This is a genomic window from Pseudomonas sp. BNK-15 (assembly GCF_047456105.1).
Taxonomy (GTDB): Bacteria; Pseudomonadota; Gammaproteobacteria; order Pseudomonadales; family Pseudomonadaceae; genus Aquipseudomonas; species Aquipseudomonas putida_E.
This window is the reverse complement of the sequence record NZ_CP179898.1, coordinates 4,200,056-4,215,434: the sequence shown is the minus strand read 5'-3', so window position 1 is coordinate 4,215,434 and position 15,379 is coordinate 4,200,056. Positions and strand designations below refer to the sequence as shown.

15 protein-coding genes are annotated in these 15,379 nt (G+C 63.5%); 11 read left to right on the top strand and 4 right to left on the bottom strand.

All coding sequences use genetic code 11. From position 1 onward, the window contains the following. Position 1 precedes the first annotated feature (1 nt). On the bottom strand, positions 2-640 hold the full coding sequence (locus ACMGF5_RS19260) for a TetR family transcriptional regulator (protein ID WP_414157090.1): 639 nt from the start codon (positions 638-640) through the stop codon (positions 2-4). Positions 641-947: 307 nt separating this feature from the next. Between ACMGF5_RS19260 and ACMGF5_RS19255 the strand changes: the two genes are divergently transcribed. Further along, a complete protein-coding gene (locus ACMGF5_RS19255) occupies positions 948-1,214 on the top strand; it encodes a hypothetical protein (protein WP_046785578.1) in 267 nt (88 codons plus the stop codon). 106 nt (positions 1,215-1,320) lie between these two features. Here ACMGF5_RS19255 and ACMGF5_RS19250 read toward each other — a convergent pair whose 3' ends face one another. After that, positions 1,321-1,572: a hypothetical protein gene (locus ACMGF5_RS19250; RefSeq protein WP_046785579.1), complete on the bottom strand. Its 252-nt coding sequence runs from the start codon at positions 1,570-1,572 to the stop codon at positions 1,321-1,323. 258 nt (positions 1,573-1,830) lie between these two features. Between ACMGF5_RS19250 and ACMGF5_RS19245 the strand changes: the two genes are divergently transcribed. The 6 genes from ACMGF5_RS19245 (at position 1,831) to ACMGF5_RS19220 (ending at position 8,655) form a co-directional block, all read left to right on the top strand. Continuing rightward, on the top strand, positions 1,831-3,240 hold the full coding sequence (locus ACMGF5_RS19245; RefSeq protein WP_119688765.1) for an amino acid permease: 1,410 nt from the start codon (positions 1,831-1,833) through the stop codon (positions 3,238-3,240). A gap of 122 nt (positions 3,241-3,362) precedes the next feature. After that, a complete protein-coding gene (locus ACMGF5_RS19240; protein WP_046785581.1) occupies positions 3,363-3,899 on the top strand; it encodes a 2,4'-dihydroxyacetophenone dioxygenase family protein in 537 nt (178 codons plus the stop codon). 97 nt (positions 3,900-3,996) lie between these two features. Continuing rightward, positions 3,997-4,902, top strand: a complete 906-nt coding sequence (locus ACMGF5_RS19235; protein ID WP_046785582.1) for a LysR family transcriptional regulator — start codon at positions 3,997-3,999, stop codon at positions 4,900-4,902. A 71-nt stretch (positions 4,903-4,973) separates the two neighbouring features. Beyond that, positions 4,974-6,236 carry an aspartate aminotransferase family protein gene (locus ACMGF5_RS19230; RefSeq protein WP_119688764.1) on the top strand — a complete coding sequence of 421 codons (1,263 nt, stop codon included), beginning with the start codon at positions 4,974-4,976 and terminating at the stop codon, positions 6,234-6,236. Positions 6,237-6,421: 185 nt separating this feature from the next. Then, on the top strand, positions 6,422-7,648 hold the full coding sequence (locus tag ACMGF5_RS19225; protein WP_046785584.1) for an MFS transporter: 1,227 nt from the start codon (positions 6,422-6,424) through the stop codon (positions 7,646-7,648). 89 nt (positions 7,649-7,737) lie between these two features. Then, positions 7,738-8,655 (top strand): pyridoxal-phosphate dependent enzyme, encoded by a 918-nt coding sequence (locus ACMGF5_RS19220; protein WP_119688763.1) that lies wholly within the window; start codon positions 7,738-7,740, stop codon positions 8,653-8,655. Between the two features lie 51 nt (positions 8,656-8,706). Here ACMGF5_RS19220 and ACMGF5_RS19215 read toward each other — a convergent pair whose 3' ends face one another. Further along, positions 8,707-9,165 (bottom strand): metallophosphoesterase family protein, encoded by a 459-nt coding sequence (locus tag ACMGF5_RS19215; RefSeq protein WP_046785586.1) that lies wholly within the window; start codon positions 9,163-9,165, stop codon positions 8,707-8,709. A gap of 236 nt (positions 9,166-9,401) precedes the next feature. On the opposite strand from ACMGF5_RS19215, the gene ACMGF5_RS19210 reads away from it, so the two are divergent. Both ACMGF5_RS19210 and ACMGF5_RS19205 read left to right on the top strand, forming a co-directional pair. Beyond that, a complete protein-coding gene (locus tag ACMGF5_RS19210) occupies positions 9,402-10,499 on the top strand; it encodes a carboxynorspermidine decarboxylase (RefSeq protein ID WP_414157089.1) in 1,098 nt (365 codons plus the stop codon). A gap of 32 nt (positions 10,500-10,531) precedes the next feature. Continuing rightward, positions 10,532-11,776: a saccharopine dehydrogenase family protein gene (locus tag ACMGF5_RS19205; protein WP_039602482.1), complete on the top strand. Its 1,245-nt coding sequence runs from the start codon at positions 10,532-10,534 to the stop codon at positions 11,774-11,776. A 155-nt stretch (positions 11,777-11,931) separates the two neighbouring features. On the opposite strand, the gene ACMGF5_RS19200 is transcribed toward ACMGF5_RS19205, so the two are convergent. Beyond that, entirely contained in the window at positions 11,932-12,978 is a 1,047-nt protein-coding gene (locus ACMGF5_RS19200) for a class I SAM-dependent methyltransferase (RefSeq protein WP_346640101.1), read from the bottom strand. A gap of 231 nt (positions 12,979-13,209) precedes the next feature. Here ACMGF5_RS19200 and ACMGF5_RS19195 point away from each other — a divergent pair, with 231 nt between their 5' ends. Both ACMGF5_RS19195 and ACMGF5_RS19190 read left to right on the top strand, forming a co-directional pair. Then, entirely contained in the window at positions 13,210-14,430 is a 1,221-nt protein-coding gene (locus ACMGF5_RS19195) for a putative DNA modification/repair radical SAM protein (protein WP_115275162.1), read from the top strand. Further along, on the top strand, positions 14,421-15,263 hold the full coding sequence (locus ACMGF5_RS19190; RefSeq protein WP_414157088.1) for a TIGR03915 family putative DNA repair protein: 843 nt from the start codon (positions 14,421-14,423) through the stop codon (positions 15,261-15,263). The genes ACMGF5_RS19195 and ACMGF5_RS19190 overlap by 10 nt, the downstream gene beginning before the upstream one ends. The last annotated feature ends 116 nt before the right edge of the window (positions 15,264-15,379 follow it).

Here is a 15,379-nt window from a genome sequence, read left to right as displayed (position 1 = left end):
GTCAGCAGCGCAGCCCGCGCAAGGCCAGGTCGCTGATGAACGCCAGCCAGTCGGACTTGGCCTGTTTATCGGCCAGGTCCACGGCAAGAAACGAACTGAGCGTGTAGCGGTTGGAGTTATAGAAATAGCAGAGCGAGGCAATCATCAGGTAGGTGTGCCTGATGTCGATATCCGTGCGGAACACGCCCTTGGCCTGGCCCGCCTCGACGATCGGCCGCAGTACGCCGACCGCCTCGCCGGACAGCGCCTTCAGGTTTTGCGACTGCCTGACGTGCTTGCCCTGATGGAGGTTCTCTGTGGCCAGAAGGGTGACGAATTCGGGATGGCGCACGTAGTAGTCCCAGATGAACGCCACCAGCTCGCGCAGTGCCGCCTCGGGGTCGGAAAGGTCCAGTCGCAGCTTGGCTTCAGCTTGGTTGAAGCTTGCGTAGATGTGCTCCAGCACGCTGATGAACAGCTTTTCCTTGTTGCCGAAGTAGTAGTAGATCATCCGGTCATTGGAGTTTGCCAGCGAGGAGATCTGCTCGATGCGCCCGCCAGTGAAGCCTTCCTTGCTGAAGACCTTCACCGCCGCCTGAAGAATGTTGTGCCTGGTGCGGTCTGCCTGCTGGGCGCGAACACCGGTTTTGCGAGTTTGCATGTGGAACCACTGTGGGGCTGGCCAGATGCCTAACACTGCCACAGACGTTGGGCCTTTGCGCGGCTTTTTCAGGTGCAGCGCCAACCATCGACAGCACTGCGCCCGGACGCATCATCACGATGCTGGCTGCTCGCCTACGTGCCGCGTGCGCCCGCCGCCGTTTGGCGCACGGTGCAGGCGCCCTCGTGAAAACAGGCTAAGCTCGGGTTTCCGAGGCCACACCAGTGCCCGGCAAAGCATCGCAGGTCCATCGTCGCTCGGGCGATCCACACCGACGGGCCGTTAACGGCTCAAAGAGGGTGCAGCAATGGCGACAATCGAGACAACAGCGCTCGCTCAGGGGCTGCAGCAGGTGGAAAACAGCTGGCAGGCTTATCTTGCCTCGCAAAAGCACGCACAGGGGCTGACCGGCGAGCAGCTCAGCACAGCGCTCAAGGCCTGTAGCCGCGATTACATCAGGTTCCAGAACCAGAGCCAGCAGTTCTACGCTGAAGTACGCAAGCGCGTGGGGGATGCTGAAAAGCTGGAACTTGACCGGGTGCTTTACCCTCACCACTTCACCGACAAGCACTGAGACACCTGCAGACCAGTGGCTTGCTCGAGCAGGCAGGCGCTGATGCACCGGTGTGAACCCATCGGGTATACAGAGGCCCAGGGCGCCTGACCCTGGGCCGGGGCCATCACGGCTTGATTTTTTGCCAAGGCTGATAGCTGTACCGTTCAGCCTCAGAAGCCCTGGACGGGTCCGGCCGACCCGAACCTCTTTCGCCTTCCGTGCGCGCCTTCTCATCCCTATGGTCATCAGAAGCCTGTGCTTTGGAGCGCTCGTCCTGCTCACTGTCCTCGTCGTCTTCCCCGGTTGGCCAGTCTGCGTCCTCATGGGGTTTGGCACCTGGGGCATCGATATCCGTGAAGCGCTTGCCAGTGGTCATACGCACCTCTCAACGCCCAGAAGTCCTGGGCTGTTTCGAGTGTGCGCCTTCCCGTCCGGCAACAGGGTTATATCGGACCGACTGCGTGGCCATGCCCTGCCTGCCGGGTATTGCCCTGCTCAACTATGAACTGTGTTCACACCCGGTGTGACGCCTGGCCGGCTAATCCCACACACGTTTGCCGCTTAAGGTGACCCTGCACGGCCGTTGCGCAGACGGCCCATGACAACAACAAGCGAGCAACCGAGGTGCAAGCCGATGCGTGGCGATCAAGGCAATACAAACAACAAGCTGGGGACGGGCTTGAAAGGCAGGCAGGTCACGATGATCTCGATCGGCGGGGTAATTGGCGCCGGCCTGTTCGTGGGCTCCAGCAACGCCATCGTCACCGCCGGGCCGGCGGTACTGGTGGCGTACCTGATTGCCGCAGCGATCGTGGTGCTGGTCATGCAGATGCTCGGCGAGATGGCCACGGCGCGGCCAGACACCGGCTCGTTTTCCTCCTACGCCGACCAGGCCATCGGGCGCTGGGCCGGGTTTTCGATTGGCTGGCTGTACTGGTGGTTCTACGTGCTGGTGATCGCCATCGAGGCCATCGTTGCCGGCAACATCCTGGGTGACTGGCTGGGCTTGCCGCACTGGCTCACCGCCTTTGCCATGACCTTGGTACTGGTCTTGTGCAACAGCCTCAGTGTCGGTTCGTTCGGTACGCTGGAGTACTGGCTGTCGTTGTTCAAGGTAGTGTCGATCGTCAGCTTCATCGGGCTCGGCGTGCTGGCGATCCTGGGCCTGATGCCCGGCTCGGCCACCAGCGGCATCAGCAACCTGTACGCCAACGGCGGCTTCGCCCCCAACGGCAACGTGGCCATCGTCGCTGCGCTGCTGACCGCGATGTTCAGCTTCCAGGGCAGCGAGGTGGTGACCATCGCCGCCGCCGAATCACCCGACCCCAAAGCCAACATCAAAAAGGCCATCCGGGCCGTGGTGTGGCGCCTGGGCCTGTTCTACCTCGGCTCGATGTTCGTGGTGGTGTGCCTGATCCCGTGGAACGCCCCGGGCCTGGCCCAGGGCTCGTACCAGGCGGTGCTGAACGCGATGAACATCCCTTGGGCGCCGGGCATCATGAGCATCGTGGTGCTGGTGGCCGTCACCAGCTGCCTGAACTCGGCCATCTACACGGCGTCGCGAATGGTCTATTCACTGGCGCGCCGCGGCGATGCGCCCGACGCTGTTTCCCGCACCACCGCCCAGGGCGTGCCGCTACTGGCTGTGGCCCTGACCTCGGCGGCCGCACTGGCGGCGCTGGCCGCCAACTATCTGCTGCCGGCCCAGGTCTTCCAGTTCCTGCTGGCCACCAGCGGTGCACTGGCCCTGCTGATGTACCTGGTGATCGCCATCACCCAACTGTGCATGCGCCGCAAGCTGGTTGCCCTGGGCAGGCCACTGGCGGTGCGCATGTGGCTGTTCCCTTGGCTGACCCTGTTCACCATCGCCTTGATCGTCAGCGTGTTCGCCATCATGGCGGCGTTCCCCGGCCAGCGGGCCGAGTTGCTCAGCACCCTGGGGCTGACGGCCGTGCTGGTGGCCATCGGCGTCTACCTGCAAAAGCGCCAGCCGGCGCTGTCGGCCCAGCGCAGCGCCTTGCAGTTCGAGGCCTGCCAGCCGTGACCCCGCGTCACAGCAGCTGTGCCGAGCAAGCCCTTTTTCGCCCTGCAGCGCATCCCTAAGCTGCCTGCAACCCCGGCCCTGAACGGGCCGGGGATTCAAGAAACTCAACTGTGGAAGCCCTCATGAGCATTGCCCCCAAACCCGACGAACTGGCCATCCCCTATCAACTGCCGCAAGTACCGTTCATGTCCCCCGACATGGTCCACCCCGGTGTACTCGGCAAGTGGCTCGAAGACGACCAACTGTGGGTCCCGGTGACCGCTTCGGTATCGTTCAAGCCCTTGCTGCTGAGCGTCTCTGGCGGCTATTACATCAACCTGCTGCGGGTGCGCCAGAGCGGTGTGCTGTCGCGTCACCGCCACACCGGCGGCGTGCACGCACTGGTGCTCAAGGGCCGCTGGTACTACCTGGAGCACGACTGGGTCGCCGAGGAAGGCTCGTTCGCCTTCGAGCCACCAGGCGAAACGCACACCCTGTTCGTGCCGCAGGACGTCGAAGAGATGATCACCTGGTTCCACGTGCAAGGCGGTTACACCTATGTCGACCCACAAGGGGTCGCCGTGGGGTACGAGGACGTGTTCACCAAGCTTGAGGCCGCCCGCGCCCACTACAAGGCGCTCGGCCTGCCGGACGATTACATCGAGCAGTTCATTCGCTGAACGGCCACCACGCCACCCGACCCGCGTATCCCGATGCACGCGGGTTGCCACCCCGACGCGGCGCTGCCAGCATTCTGCTGATCACCGGAGGCAGAACATGGACAACTACTCACAACTGCTGGCCTTCCTCGGCGCTGCCGAACACGGCAACTTTTCTGCTGCGGCGCGTGCTTGCGGCATGACCCCGTCGGCCATCAGCAAGCTGATCTCGCGCCTGGAGGACCGCCTGCAGGTGCGCCTGTTCCAGCGCGGCACCCGCAGCCTGACGCTGACCGAGGAAGGTGCCGCCTACCTGGTCAGCGCCCGTGCAGTCAGCAATGCCATGGCAGAAGCCGACTCGCTGGCCGAAGCCTTTCCCACCCGCGTCAGTGGCACGTTGCGGGTCCACACCATGACCACCTTCGCCAAGCACCAGATCATCCCCTGGCTGCCGGAGTTCCTTGCCGCCTACCCGGGGCTGACCGTGGATATCCAGGTTGGCGCGCAGTTCAGCGACCAGTTCGACCAAGGGCTGGACGTGGCGATCCACAGTGGCGTGCTGCCCGACTCCTCGCGCATCGCCCGCAAGATCGGCCAGAGCCGTTGGATCCTCTGTGCATCGCCCGCCTACCTGGCCGCGCACGGCACACCTGCACACCCTGGGCAGCTGTTGCAGCACACTTGTTTTTCCTTTGGTTTCAGCAGCGTGTGGAACACCTGGGGGTTCGTGGTCGATGGCCAGGCCATCACCGTACCGGTGGTTCCCAAGGCCACGTTCGCCCAGGGCGACCTGCTGCGCGACCTGGCGCTGGGCGGCGCCGGCATCGTGCGCCTGGCGGAGTTTCATATTGGCCAGGACATCCAGGAGGGCCGCCTGGTCCCTCTGCTGCAGGCATACGCCCAGGACAGCGTCGAACCGCTCTACATGATCTACACCAATCGCAAACACCTCAGCCCGCGAATCCGCGTGTTCCGCGACTTTCTCGAACAGAAGCTCGCCAGCAGCCCGTGGAACACCCGCTGAGGGGACGAAATCCTGCCAGCAGAACCTGACCCGCCGTCAGCCCTGCTGCGCACCATTACACAGAGGTACTCATGCGCAATCTCGTAGGCGATGTTTCCAGCGCCGCCCGTATCCTGCCGGCACTCGACGGTCAGGCCCTGTTCATCCGCAACGGCAAAGGCCCGTACCTGTGGGATGACCAGGGCCAGCGCTACATCGATACCGCACTGGGCTTCGGCGCCGTACTGCTCGGCCATGCCGATGACAGCGTCAATGCGCAGGTGGCCCAGGCCCTGGGCGACTCCGCATCGCCCTCTTGGGCCCACGTGCGCGAACATGCTGCAGCCAGTGCGCTGGCAGCGCACACCGGCACACTCAGCCGCGTGATCTTCACCAACTCCGGCAGCGAGGCCGTGCACCTGGCCTGCCGCGCTGCCCGCGCTTACACCGGGCGCGGGCGAATCGCCAAGATGGCAGCCGGTTTCGACGGCTGGTTCGACGATGTCAGTTTCGGCAACGTCGGCTCGCCCGAAGCCGCGTTCGCAAATGGCGAGCGCCCCTCGACAGGCCGTACCACACTGCTGCGTTTCAACGACTTCGACGATGTGGAGCGGTTGTTCGCGCAGGACCAGGACATCGCTGCCGTGCTGCTGGAGCCGATGCTCGCCAACGCCGGCTGCATCATGCCAGCGCCAGGTTACCTGCAGCATGTGCAGGCCGTGGCTCATCGCCATGGTGCACTGGTGATCAGCGACGAAGTGCTGATGGGCTTTCGCCTGCATGCCGGCCTGGCCAGCCTGCAGGCAGGCCTTGACCCGGACATCGCCAGCGTCGGCAAAGCCATCGGCAACGGCGTGCCGGTATCGGCCATCGTCGGCAAACCGCACATTCTGGCGGGCTTCGAAGAGGGCAAGGTGCTGCGCGGCGGAACCTTCAGCGGCAACCCGATGGCCTGCGCAGCGGTGCTCGCCACGCTGGCAAAACTGGACAGCGCCGCTTACCCACAGCTGATCGAGCGTGGCGAGAAGCTGCGCCACGCCGTGCAGGCGATCTTCACGGCCCAGGGCATCACCATCAGCACCAGTGGCTACGGCAACGTGTTCGCCATCTGGCCATGCGAACGCGCGCCATCCGACTATGAAGAAGCCGCCGCCTTCGCCGACGCCGCGTTCAGCCAGGCGCTGCACCTGGCGCTACGTGCCGAGGGCGTGCTGGTGATGCCCTCGCCGTATGGCCGTATCTACCTGTCGTTCGAGCACAGCGATGAAGTCGTCGATCAGATAGCGCACGCGTTCGAAGCAGCAGCAGCGCGCCTGGCTCCACGTTTTGCAGGGGGTGGCGTCAACACCCGATGACGTGAGGGTGCAGTACACAAGCAATCAGAAAGGCGCCTGCATGGGCGCCTTATCAATCGCACTGATGATCACTATCGAAAGACCCGCCTGTCGGCCTGGCAGACAGGCCCCGTATACTCCTCCCCGAATTCTCCCCGCTCCACGCGCCTGCTCAAGGCGACACTCCCCTTCTGGAACCCCGCACCATGTCAAATACCAGCCCGGCCCCAAGTGGCCTCCCCGAACACAGTCAGCAAAGCGTCAAACAGCAGTGGCTGGCGATACTCTCGGTCGCCGTGGGTGCCTTCGCTTTGGTGACCAGCGAGTTTCTGCCGGTAGGCGTCTTGAACGATGTCGCCAGTGACCTGGGCATCAGTGCAGGCCACGCCGGCCTGATGGTCACCCTGCCCGGCATCATGGCCGCCCTCGCCGCGCCCTTGCTGTCGGTGGGCATCGGTGCACTGGACCGGCGCTATCTGCTGATCGGCCTGACGCTGATCATGATCATTGCCAATGCGGTGGTGGCCTATGCCAGCGACTTCAACCTGCTGCTGTTCGGCCGCGTTTTGCTGGGCATCAGCATCGGCGGTTTCTGGGCTACCGCCATTGCCCTGAGCGGCCGCCTGGCACCCAAGGGGGTGGGCGTTGCCCAGGCCACCTCGATCATCATGGTCGGTGTGACCCTGGCCACTGTGCTGGGCGTGCCGGTAGGCACCTGGCTCAGTGGCCTGCTGGGCTGGCGCATGACCTTTCTAGTCACCGCCCTGGTAGGCGTACCGGTGCTGCTGGCGCAGATCCTGCTGCTGCCGCGGCTCAACCCGGACAAGGCCATCCGCATCAGTGACCTGCCGGCGCTGTTCATCAACCCACAAGCCCGGGTGGGCCTGATTGCGGTATTGCTGATCGGCCTGGCGCATTTTGCCGCCTACACCTACGTCGCGCCCTTCTTCAAACAGAATTCCGGTTTCGATGGGCCGACCATCGGTTCGCTGTTGCTGCTGTATGGCGTGGCCGGGGTGATGGGGAACATTTTTGCCGGTTTCGCCGCCAACCAAAGCGTGCGTCACACCCTGTTGCTGGTCGCGTTGATGATCGGCATCAGCACCGCCCTGTTCCCCCACTTCGCCACTGGCATGACTGGCGCGGCGATGCTGATCGCGCTCTGGGGCTTCGCCTTCGGCGCCTTCCCGGCCTGTGCCAGCATCTGGATGTTTGTCGTTGCACCCAAGGATGTCGAACGCGGCATGCCACTGTTCGTCGCCATGTTCCAGGTGATCATCGCGCTGGGCTCGTTCTTCGGCGGGCAGATCGTCGACCAGTTGGGCAGCTCGGTGCTGCTGAGTCTGGCCACGGCGCTGGTGGGCTGCGGGTTCGTCACGGTGCTGGTGCTGGGGCGCAGCGTCAGCAATAGCGCTGTGGCCGAGGCTTGCTGACAGGCAGAGTGCAATCACCACGAATTCAACGACATACACCTGGCATCCCGCGTTACCATTGACCCCTACCCGAAGCATGGAGCTACGCGATGACCCTGCATATCCACACCCCTCTGATCGAATCCCGCCCGCTGTCACTGGCCGCTGGCCGCTCGATCTGGCTGAAGCTCGACGCGCTTCAGCCCTGTGGCTCGTTCAAGCTGCGCGGGGTGGGCCATGCCTGCGAAGTGCACCATGCCCGGGGCGCCCGCCACTTCGTGTCCTCGTCCGGTGGCAATGCCGGCCTGGCGGTAGCCTACGCCGGGCGCCAACTGAGTGTGCCGGTCACGGTGGTAGTGCCTGAGACCACCACCGAACGCGCCAAGGATCTGTTGCACCAGGAGGGTGCCAAGGTGGTGGTGCATGGCAGCTCGTGGCAGGAGGCCAACGCGTTGGCGCAAACCCTGGTCGGGCCGGACGATGCCTTCATTCACCCCTTCGATGACCCGCTGCTGTGGGCCGGGCATGCCAGCCTGGTGGATGAAGTTGCGGCAACCGGGTACAAGCCCGATGCGGTGGTGTTGTCGGTGGGCGGCGGCGGCCTGCTCAGTGGCGTGGTCGAAGGGCTCAGGCGCAACGGCTGGAACGATGTCCCTGTGCTGGCGGTGGAAACCGACGGGGCGGCCTCGCTGCACGCGGCGGTACAGGCAGGTCACCCGGTAGAGCTGGAGCGCCTCAAATCGGTGGCGACCTCGCTGGGCGCCAAGCGTGTTGCCGACCAGGCCCTGGCGTGCGTGCAGGAGCACCCGGTGCACAGCGTTCTGGTCAGTGATCGCGCGGCGCTTGAAGCATGCGAACGGTTTCTGGCGGACCACCGGGTGCTGGTGGAGCCTGCCTGCGGGGCGGCATTGGCGTTGGCTTATGAGGCCGCGAAGCTGGACGGTTACCAGAATGTGCTAGTGGTCGTTTGTGGGGGGGCTACGGCCACGCTGAAACAGATTCAGGACTGGTTGAAGCAGGTCGCCTGAGGTTGCCTTCACGGCCCTGATCGCCGGCAGGCTAGCGATCAGGGCAGAGCATCACCCAAGCAATTGAATGATGCGCGGCGCCAGGTGCTCGCCCTCGATGTCAATGACCGCCACCGTGACCGGCAACTTGAACCGCCGCGGCCCGGCACTCCCGGGGTTCAGGTACAAGCGCCCTTGCCGCCAGTCGATCAATGGCTTGTGCGAATGCCCAGTGATCACCACGCGCACCGCCTCATCCAGTTCGGCCGGTACATCGGCAATGTCGTGCACCAGCAGTGTCTGCCACCCCTGCATGTCGAAGTATCGCTGATCGGCCAATCGAGCTGCCCAGGGCAGCGTCAGGTCGTTGTTGCCGCGCACCACCTGCACGGGCGCCAACGCCTGGAGTGCCTCAATGATTTCAGGCTTGCCGATATCACCGGCATGCACGATCAGTTCGCAACCGGCCAGCGCATCAAGCGCCTCGGGCCGCAGCAAGCCGTGGGTGTCGGAGATGACGCCAGTTTTCATTCATGGCTCCTGTGCGGGTCTGCTGCGTTGCAGCTACTCATCGGATTCTCCTTCAAATGCGCAGCCGGTGATTAGGATGGTCATACTGGCCTGTTCCAATGAGCTCGCCGCAATCGGAAAAATTCCGGCCTGTCGGCAACGACCTCGACGAAATGCATATCTCGCCCTTTCGGTATGCAGCAAGTGAAGGCACAATGCGTGTCCTTTTTTTGGCCGGCCTGGCCGGGGGCCTTTAAATGATCAAGACGCCGTATTACCTCATCGATAAAACCAAGCTGCTGAGCAACATGGAGAAGATCGCCTACGTGCGCGAACACTCCGGTGCCAAGGCGCTGCTCGCCCTCAAGTGCTTCGCCACCTGGTCGGTCTTCGACCTGATGCAGCAGTACATGGACGGCACCACCTCCTCGTCGCTGTACGAGCTCAAGCTCGGCCGCCAGAAGTTCGCCGGCGAGACCCACGCCTACAGCGTGGCCTGGGCCGACGACGAGGTCGAGGAAATGCTCGAGAACTGCGACAAGATCATCTTCAACTCGATCGGCCAGCTGCAGCGCTTCGCCGAGAAGTCCGAAGGCAAGGTCCGCGGCCTGCGCGTCAACCCGCAGGTGAGCAGCTCCGACTACCTGCTGGCCGACCCGGCCCGCCCGTTCAGCCGCCTCGGTGAGTGGGACCCGGAGAAGATCGAGAAGGTCATCTCGCAGATTTCCGGCTTCATGTTCCACAACAACTGCGAGAACGGTGACTTCGGCCTGTTCGACAAGATGCTGACGCACATCGAAGAGCGCTTCGGCCACCTGCTGCACAAGGTCGAGTGGGTCAGCCTGGGTGGCGGCATTCACTTCACCGGTGAAGACTATGCCGTCGATGCGTTCTGCGCGCGCCTGAAAGCCTTCGCGCAGACGTACGGCGTGCAGGTCTACCTGGAGCCGGGCGAAGCGGCCATCACCAACAGCGCCTCGCTGGAAGTGACCGTGCTCGACACCCTGTACAACGGCAAACACCTGGCCGTGGTCGACAGCTCGATCGAAGCACACCTGCTCGACCTGCTGATCTACCGGCTGAACGCCAAGATGCCCCCCAACGATGGCGAGCACACCTACATGGTCTGCGGCAAATCGTGCCTGGCCGGCGACATCTTCGGCGAGTACCAATTCGATCGTCCGCTGGCCATCGGCGATCGCCTGTCGTTCATCGACACGGCGGGTTACACCATGGTCAAGAAAAACTGGTTCAACGGTTTGAAGATGCCATCCATCGCGGTCAAGCAGCTCGACGGCAGCGTCGAAGTGGTGCGCGAGTTCGGTTTCGAAGACTACGTTTCCAGCCTGTCGTAAGACCGGCTATCAAGTAAGGAGCAAGGGATAAATTGAAGAAGAACGTTCTTATCATTGGTGCAGGAGGTGTCGCCAAGGTGGTGGCCCACAAGTGCGCGCAGCATAACGACGAACTCGGTCGTATTGCCATTGCGTCGCGGAACATCTCCAAATGCCAGGCCATCATCGACAGCGTCAAGGCCAAGGGTAGCCTCAAGGTACCCGCCGACATCCAGGCCTTCTCGCTCAACGCCCTCGATGTCGAGGCAACCAAGGCACTGATCCGCGAGACCGAATCGCAGATCGTGATCAACGTGGGCTCCGCCTTCCTCAACATGTCGGTGCTGCGTGCCTGCATCGATACCGGTGTCGCCTACCTGGACACCGCGATCCACGAAGAACCGGGCAAGATCTGCGAGACGCCGCCCTGGTACGGCAACTACGAGTGGAAACACCTCGAAGAATGCCAAGAGAAGAACATCACCGCCATTCTCGGCGTCGGTTTCGACCCGGGTGTGGTGAACAGCTACGCAAAACTGGCGCAGCAACAGTATTTCGACAGCATTGACTCGATCGATATTCTCGACGTCAATGCCGGGTCCCACGGCAAGTACTTCGCCACCAACTTCGACCCGGAAATCAACTTCCGCGAGTTCACCGGGCAAGTATGGAGCTGGCAGAACAGCCAGTGGACCAGCAACACCATGTTCGAGGTCAAGCGTACTGACGACCTGCCGGTCGTGGGTTCGCAGAACCTGTACCTGACCGGTCACGACGAGGTCCACTCGATCTCGAAGAACCTCAACGTGCCGAACGTGCGCTTCTGGATGAGCTTCGGCGAGCACTACATCAATGTGTTCACCGTGCTGAAGAACCTTGGCCTGCTTTCCGAGCAACCGGTCAAGACCGCTGAAGGCCTGGAAGTGGTGCCGCTGAAAGTGGTCAAGGCCGTGCTGCCTGACCCGGCTTCGCTGGCCCCGGGCTACACCGGCAAGACCTGCATCGGTGACCTGGTAAAGGGCACCAAGGATGGTCAGCCGCGTGAAGTGTTCATCTACAACGTGGCCGACCATGAAGAGGCCTACGCCGAGACTGACAGCCAGGGTATCTCCTACACCGCCGGTGTACCGCCAGTGGCTGCAGCCCTGCTGGTTGCCCGTGGCGAGTGGGATGCCAAGCGCATGGTCAACGTCGAGGAGCTGCCAGCCGAGCCGTTCCTCAAGGCGCTGGACGTCATGGGCCTGCCGACCCGCGTGAAAGATGAAAAAGGCGATCGTCCTTGGGACGCTGAAGCCTAAGCAGCAAGAGAAGGGGCGCCAGCTGGGCGCCCCTTCTTTTTGTCTGCACCGGCCTCATCGCCGGCAAGCCGGCTCCCACAGGAACACCACTGGCCTTCAGAGCAGTGGTTAGCCAGTGCCGGCTTGCCGGCGATGAGGCCAGCATTGATCTACGCCTACTTCCTGGCTTCCAGTATCAGGTTGAACGGTGTCTGTGTCGCCCGCCGGAACTGCGTGAACCCCGCCTCCTCGAACACCGCCCGCAAGCGCGCCTCCCCGGCCTGTGCGCCCAGCCCCAGCCCAACCTCCTGGGACAACGAATTCGGTGTACAGATGAACGTCGACGCGGCATAGAACAGGCGACCGACCGGCGTCAGGTTGCCGTCCAGCGTGTCCTCGGCATAAGGCTCCACCAGCATCACCGTGCCGCCGGGCTTCAACGCCTGGTAGGCATGCCGTGCAGCGCCAACGGGGTCGCCCATGTCGTGCAGGCAATCGAAGAAGCACACCAGATCATGATCGCTGCCCGGGTAATCCTTGGCCGACGCCTGCTGGAAACTCACCCGCTGGGTCAAGCTGGCCTCACTGGCGCGTTCGCGGGCTGTGCTGATGGACGGCGCATGGTAGTCATAGCCGATGAAGGTCGATGCTGGAAACGCCTGAGCCATGACCAGCGTCGAAGCGCCATGCCCGCAACCGACATCCGCGACCTTGGCGCCGGCCTGCAGCTTGGCCACCACACCGTCGAGCGCCGGCAGCCAGTCGGCCACCAGGAAGGTGCGATAGCCGGGCCGGAAGAAACGCTCGGTACCGCTGAACATGCAGGGGTGATGGTCGCCCCAGGCCAGCCCGCCATCACCGCGCATGGCAGCCACCAGCTTGTCCTTGTCATGGAACAGCGCGGCCACCACCGCCGCGCCACCCGCCATATAGGCCGGTGAGTCCTCCAGCGCCAGTGCCATGGCCTGCTCCTCGGGCAGCACGAAACTGCCCTGGTCATGGACCATATAGCCGGACGCGACCTGGGCGTTGAGCCATTCGCGCACCAGCCGTGGGTGGCAGCCGGTCCGGGCCGCCAGCACCTCGGGGGTGACCGGCTGACTATCAGCCATGGCCCGGTACAACCCCAGTTCGTCGCCGAGTATCACATTGGCCAGGGTCGCCGCAGCGCCCATGTCTCCCACCAGCTTGCCCATGAAATCCTGAAGCTTTGCCTCGTCCATGACCTGCCCTCCTCTGCAAGAAGGCCACCGTCAGCGAGGGATGTCTGATCCGGGGTCGCGGTGGTCGGATTAAGGTGTGAGAGCCCGCCGTTATGGAAACCGCAGCGGGCTGTTTGTAAGTTTAGATGTCCTGACTGAGCGGGTCGGAACGTTTGACAGGGCTGCTGCGCCACTTGCATTCAGTCCATTCTCAAAATACTGTATGAATATTCAGTATCACGAGACACCCTCATGCAGCTCATTGCCAAGCTTGGCATCCTCGCCGATGCCGCCAAGTACGACGCGTCCTGTGCCAGCAGTGGCGCGCCCAAACGCAGCTCGCGCGGCAGCGAGGGCCTGGGCGCCACCAATGGCATGGGCATCTGCCACAGCTATACACCGGACGGGCGCTGCGTTTCGCTGCTCAAGGTGCTGTTGACCAACTTCTGCCTGTACGACTGCCAATATTGCGTCAATCGCCGCTCCAGCAACGTGCCGCGGGCACGTTTCACGCCCGAGGAAGTGGTGCGCCTGACCCTGGATTTCTACCGGCGCAACTGCATCAGTGGCCTGTTCCTAAGCTCCGGCATCATCCGCTCGGCCGACTACACCATGGAACAGTTGATCCGCGTGGCGCGCCTGCTGCGTGAGGAGCACAACTTCCGGGGTTACATCCACCTCAAGACCATCCCCGACGCCGACCCACTGCTGATCGAGGAAGCCGGGCGCCTGGCCGACCGCCTCAGCGTCAATATCGAACTGCCCACCGATGCCAGCCTCAAGCGCCTGGCCCCGGAAAAACACGCCCATACCATTCGCCAGGCCATGGGCGTCATCCACCAGGGGCAGCAAGCCGTGGCGGGCGAACCGAAAGCACCGCGCTTCACCCCGGCCGGGCAAAGCACCCAAGTCATCGTCGGCGCCGACGCCACTGACGACAGCACACTGCTGCGCAACGCCGAGTCGCTGTACCAGGGTTACGGCCTCAAGCGCGTGTATTACTCAGCCTTCAGCCCGATACCCGACAGCCCCGGCAGCGTACCGCTGGCGGCCCCACCGCTGCTGCGCGAGCACCGCTTGTACCAGGCAGACTTCCTGTTGCGCGGCTATGGCTACAAAGCGGGTGAGTTGCTTGGCCAGGAGGGTAACCTGGCGCTGGACATCGACCCCAAGCTTGCCTGGGCGCTGGCCAACCGTGAGGTGTTTCCACTGGATGTGAACCGTGCCGAGCCCGCGCTGCTGGCACGTATCCCCGGCATCGGCCTGCGCAGTGTGCAGCGGCTGGTGGCGCTGCGCCGTGAACGGCGCGTGCGCTACGACGACCTGATCCAGCTGCGCTGCGTGCTCGACAAGGCCCGGCCATTCATCATCACCAGCGACTACCGCCCAGGCCAGGCGGAGCTGCGCAGCGGCCTGTTGCGCGAGCGCCTGCGTGAACCACAGGCACCTGTGCAGATGGGGTTGTGGGGGTGATCGCGCTCGACTGTGACGAGCACTTCAGCACCTGGCGCGACCAGGCCCGCACACTGCTCGGGCACGGCATCGACCCGGCGCAAGTAACCTGGTCGCAAGGCCCGATCGACGACCTGCTGGCGGTGCCTGCCCCCCTGCCAGACGGGCCCGGCCCGTTTCGCGCCAAGGTACCGGCGGCGCTTTTGAGCCTTTTGGAACAGGCATCGCGCTACCGGGGCGAGCAACGCTGGAACCTGCTGTACGAAGTGCTCTGGCGCGTGGCCCACGGTGACCGCACGGCAATGCTTGCAGGCGACCGCCTGGGCAGTGAACTGCACCGGCGTATAAAGCAGGTCAGCCGTGAAGCACACCACCTGCATGCGTTCGTACGTTTCGTGCCGTTGCCGCCAGCACTTGCCGAGCAGCTGCAACTGGACCTGGTCGCCTATCACGAGCCGGCCCATGACATTCTGCTCAGTGCCAGCGCGCACTTCGCTGACCGCCTGGGGCGCCAGCGCTGGTTGATCGCCACACCGGGGGACGGTATTCGCTTCGACGGCCAGGGTTTCGAATATCAGCGGCACTGCCCGGACGCTTGGCGGCAGTGGGCGCGCAATGCCGACGACCCGGGTGCCGAGCTGTGGCGGACCTACTACCGCCATACCTTCAACCCCGCCCGCCTCAACCCGGATGCCTTGCGCCTGCACATGCCGGGGCGTTTCTGGCGACATTTGCCCGAAGGCATGCTGATCCCGCAACTGGAAGGGTTGGCGCGCCAAGGCAAGCAACGTGATGGCCAGGCAGCGGAAGTGGCTGGGCAGCGGGGCAAGGCCATAAACCGCGCTGAACCCTGATCCCCTCTGCACGAAGCCGCCTGGCCACCGCCACAAATGTGAAAAAAAGGTAAAAATTCCTACATCCCAATCTTTCAAGGGCAGGCAAATCCTGACAAACTGATTGTTAATCGTTC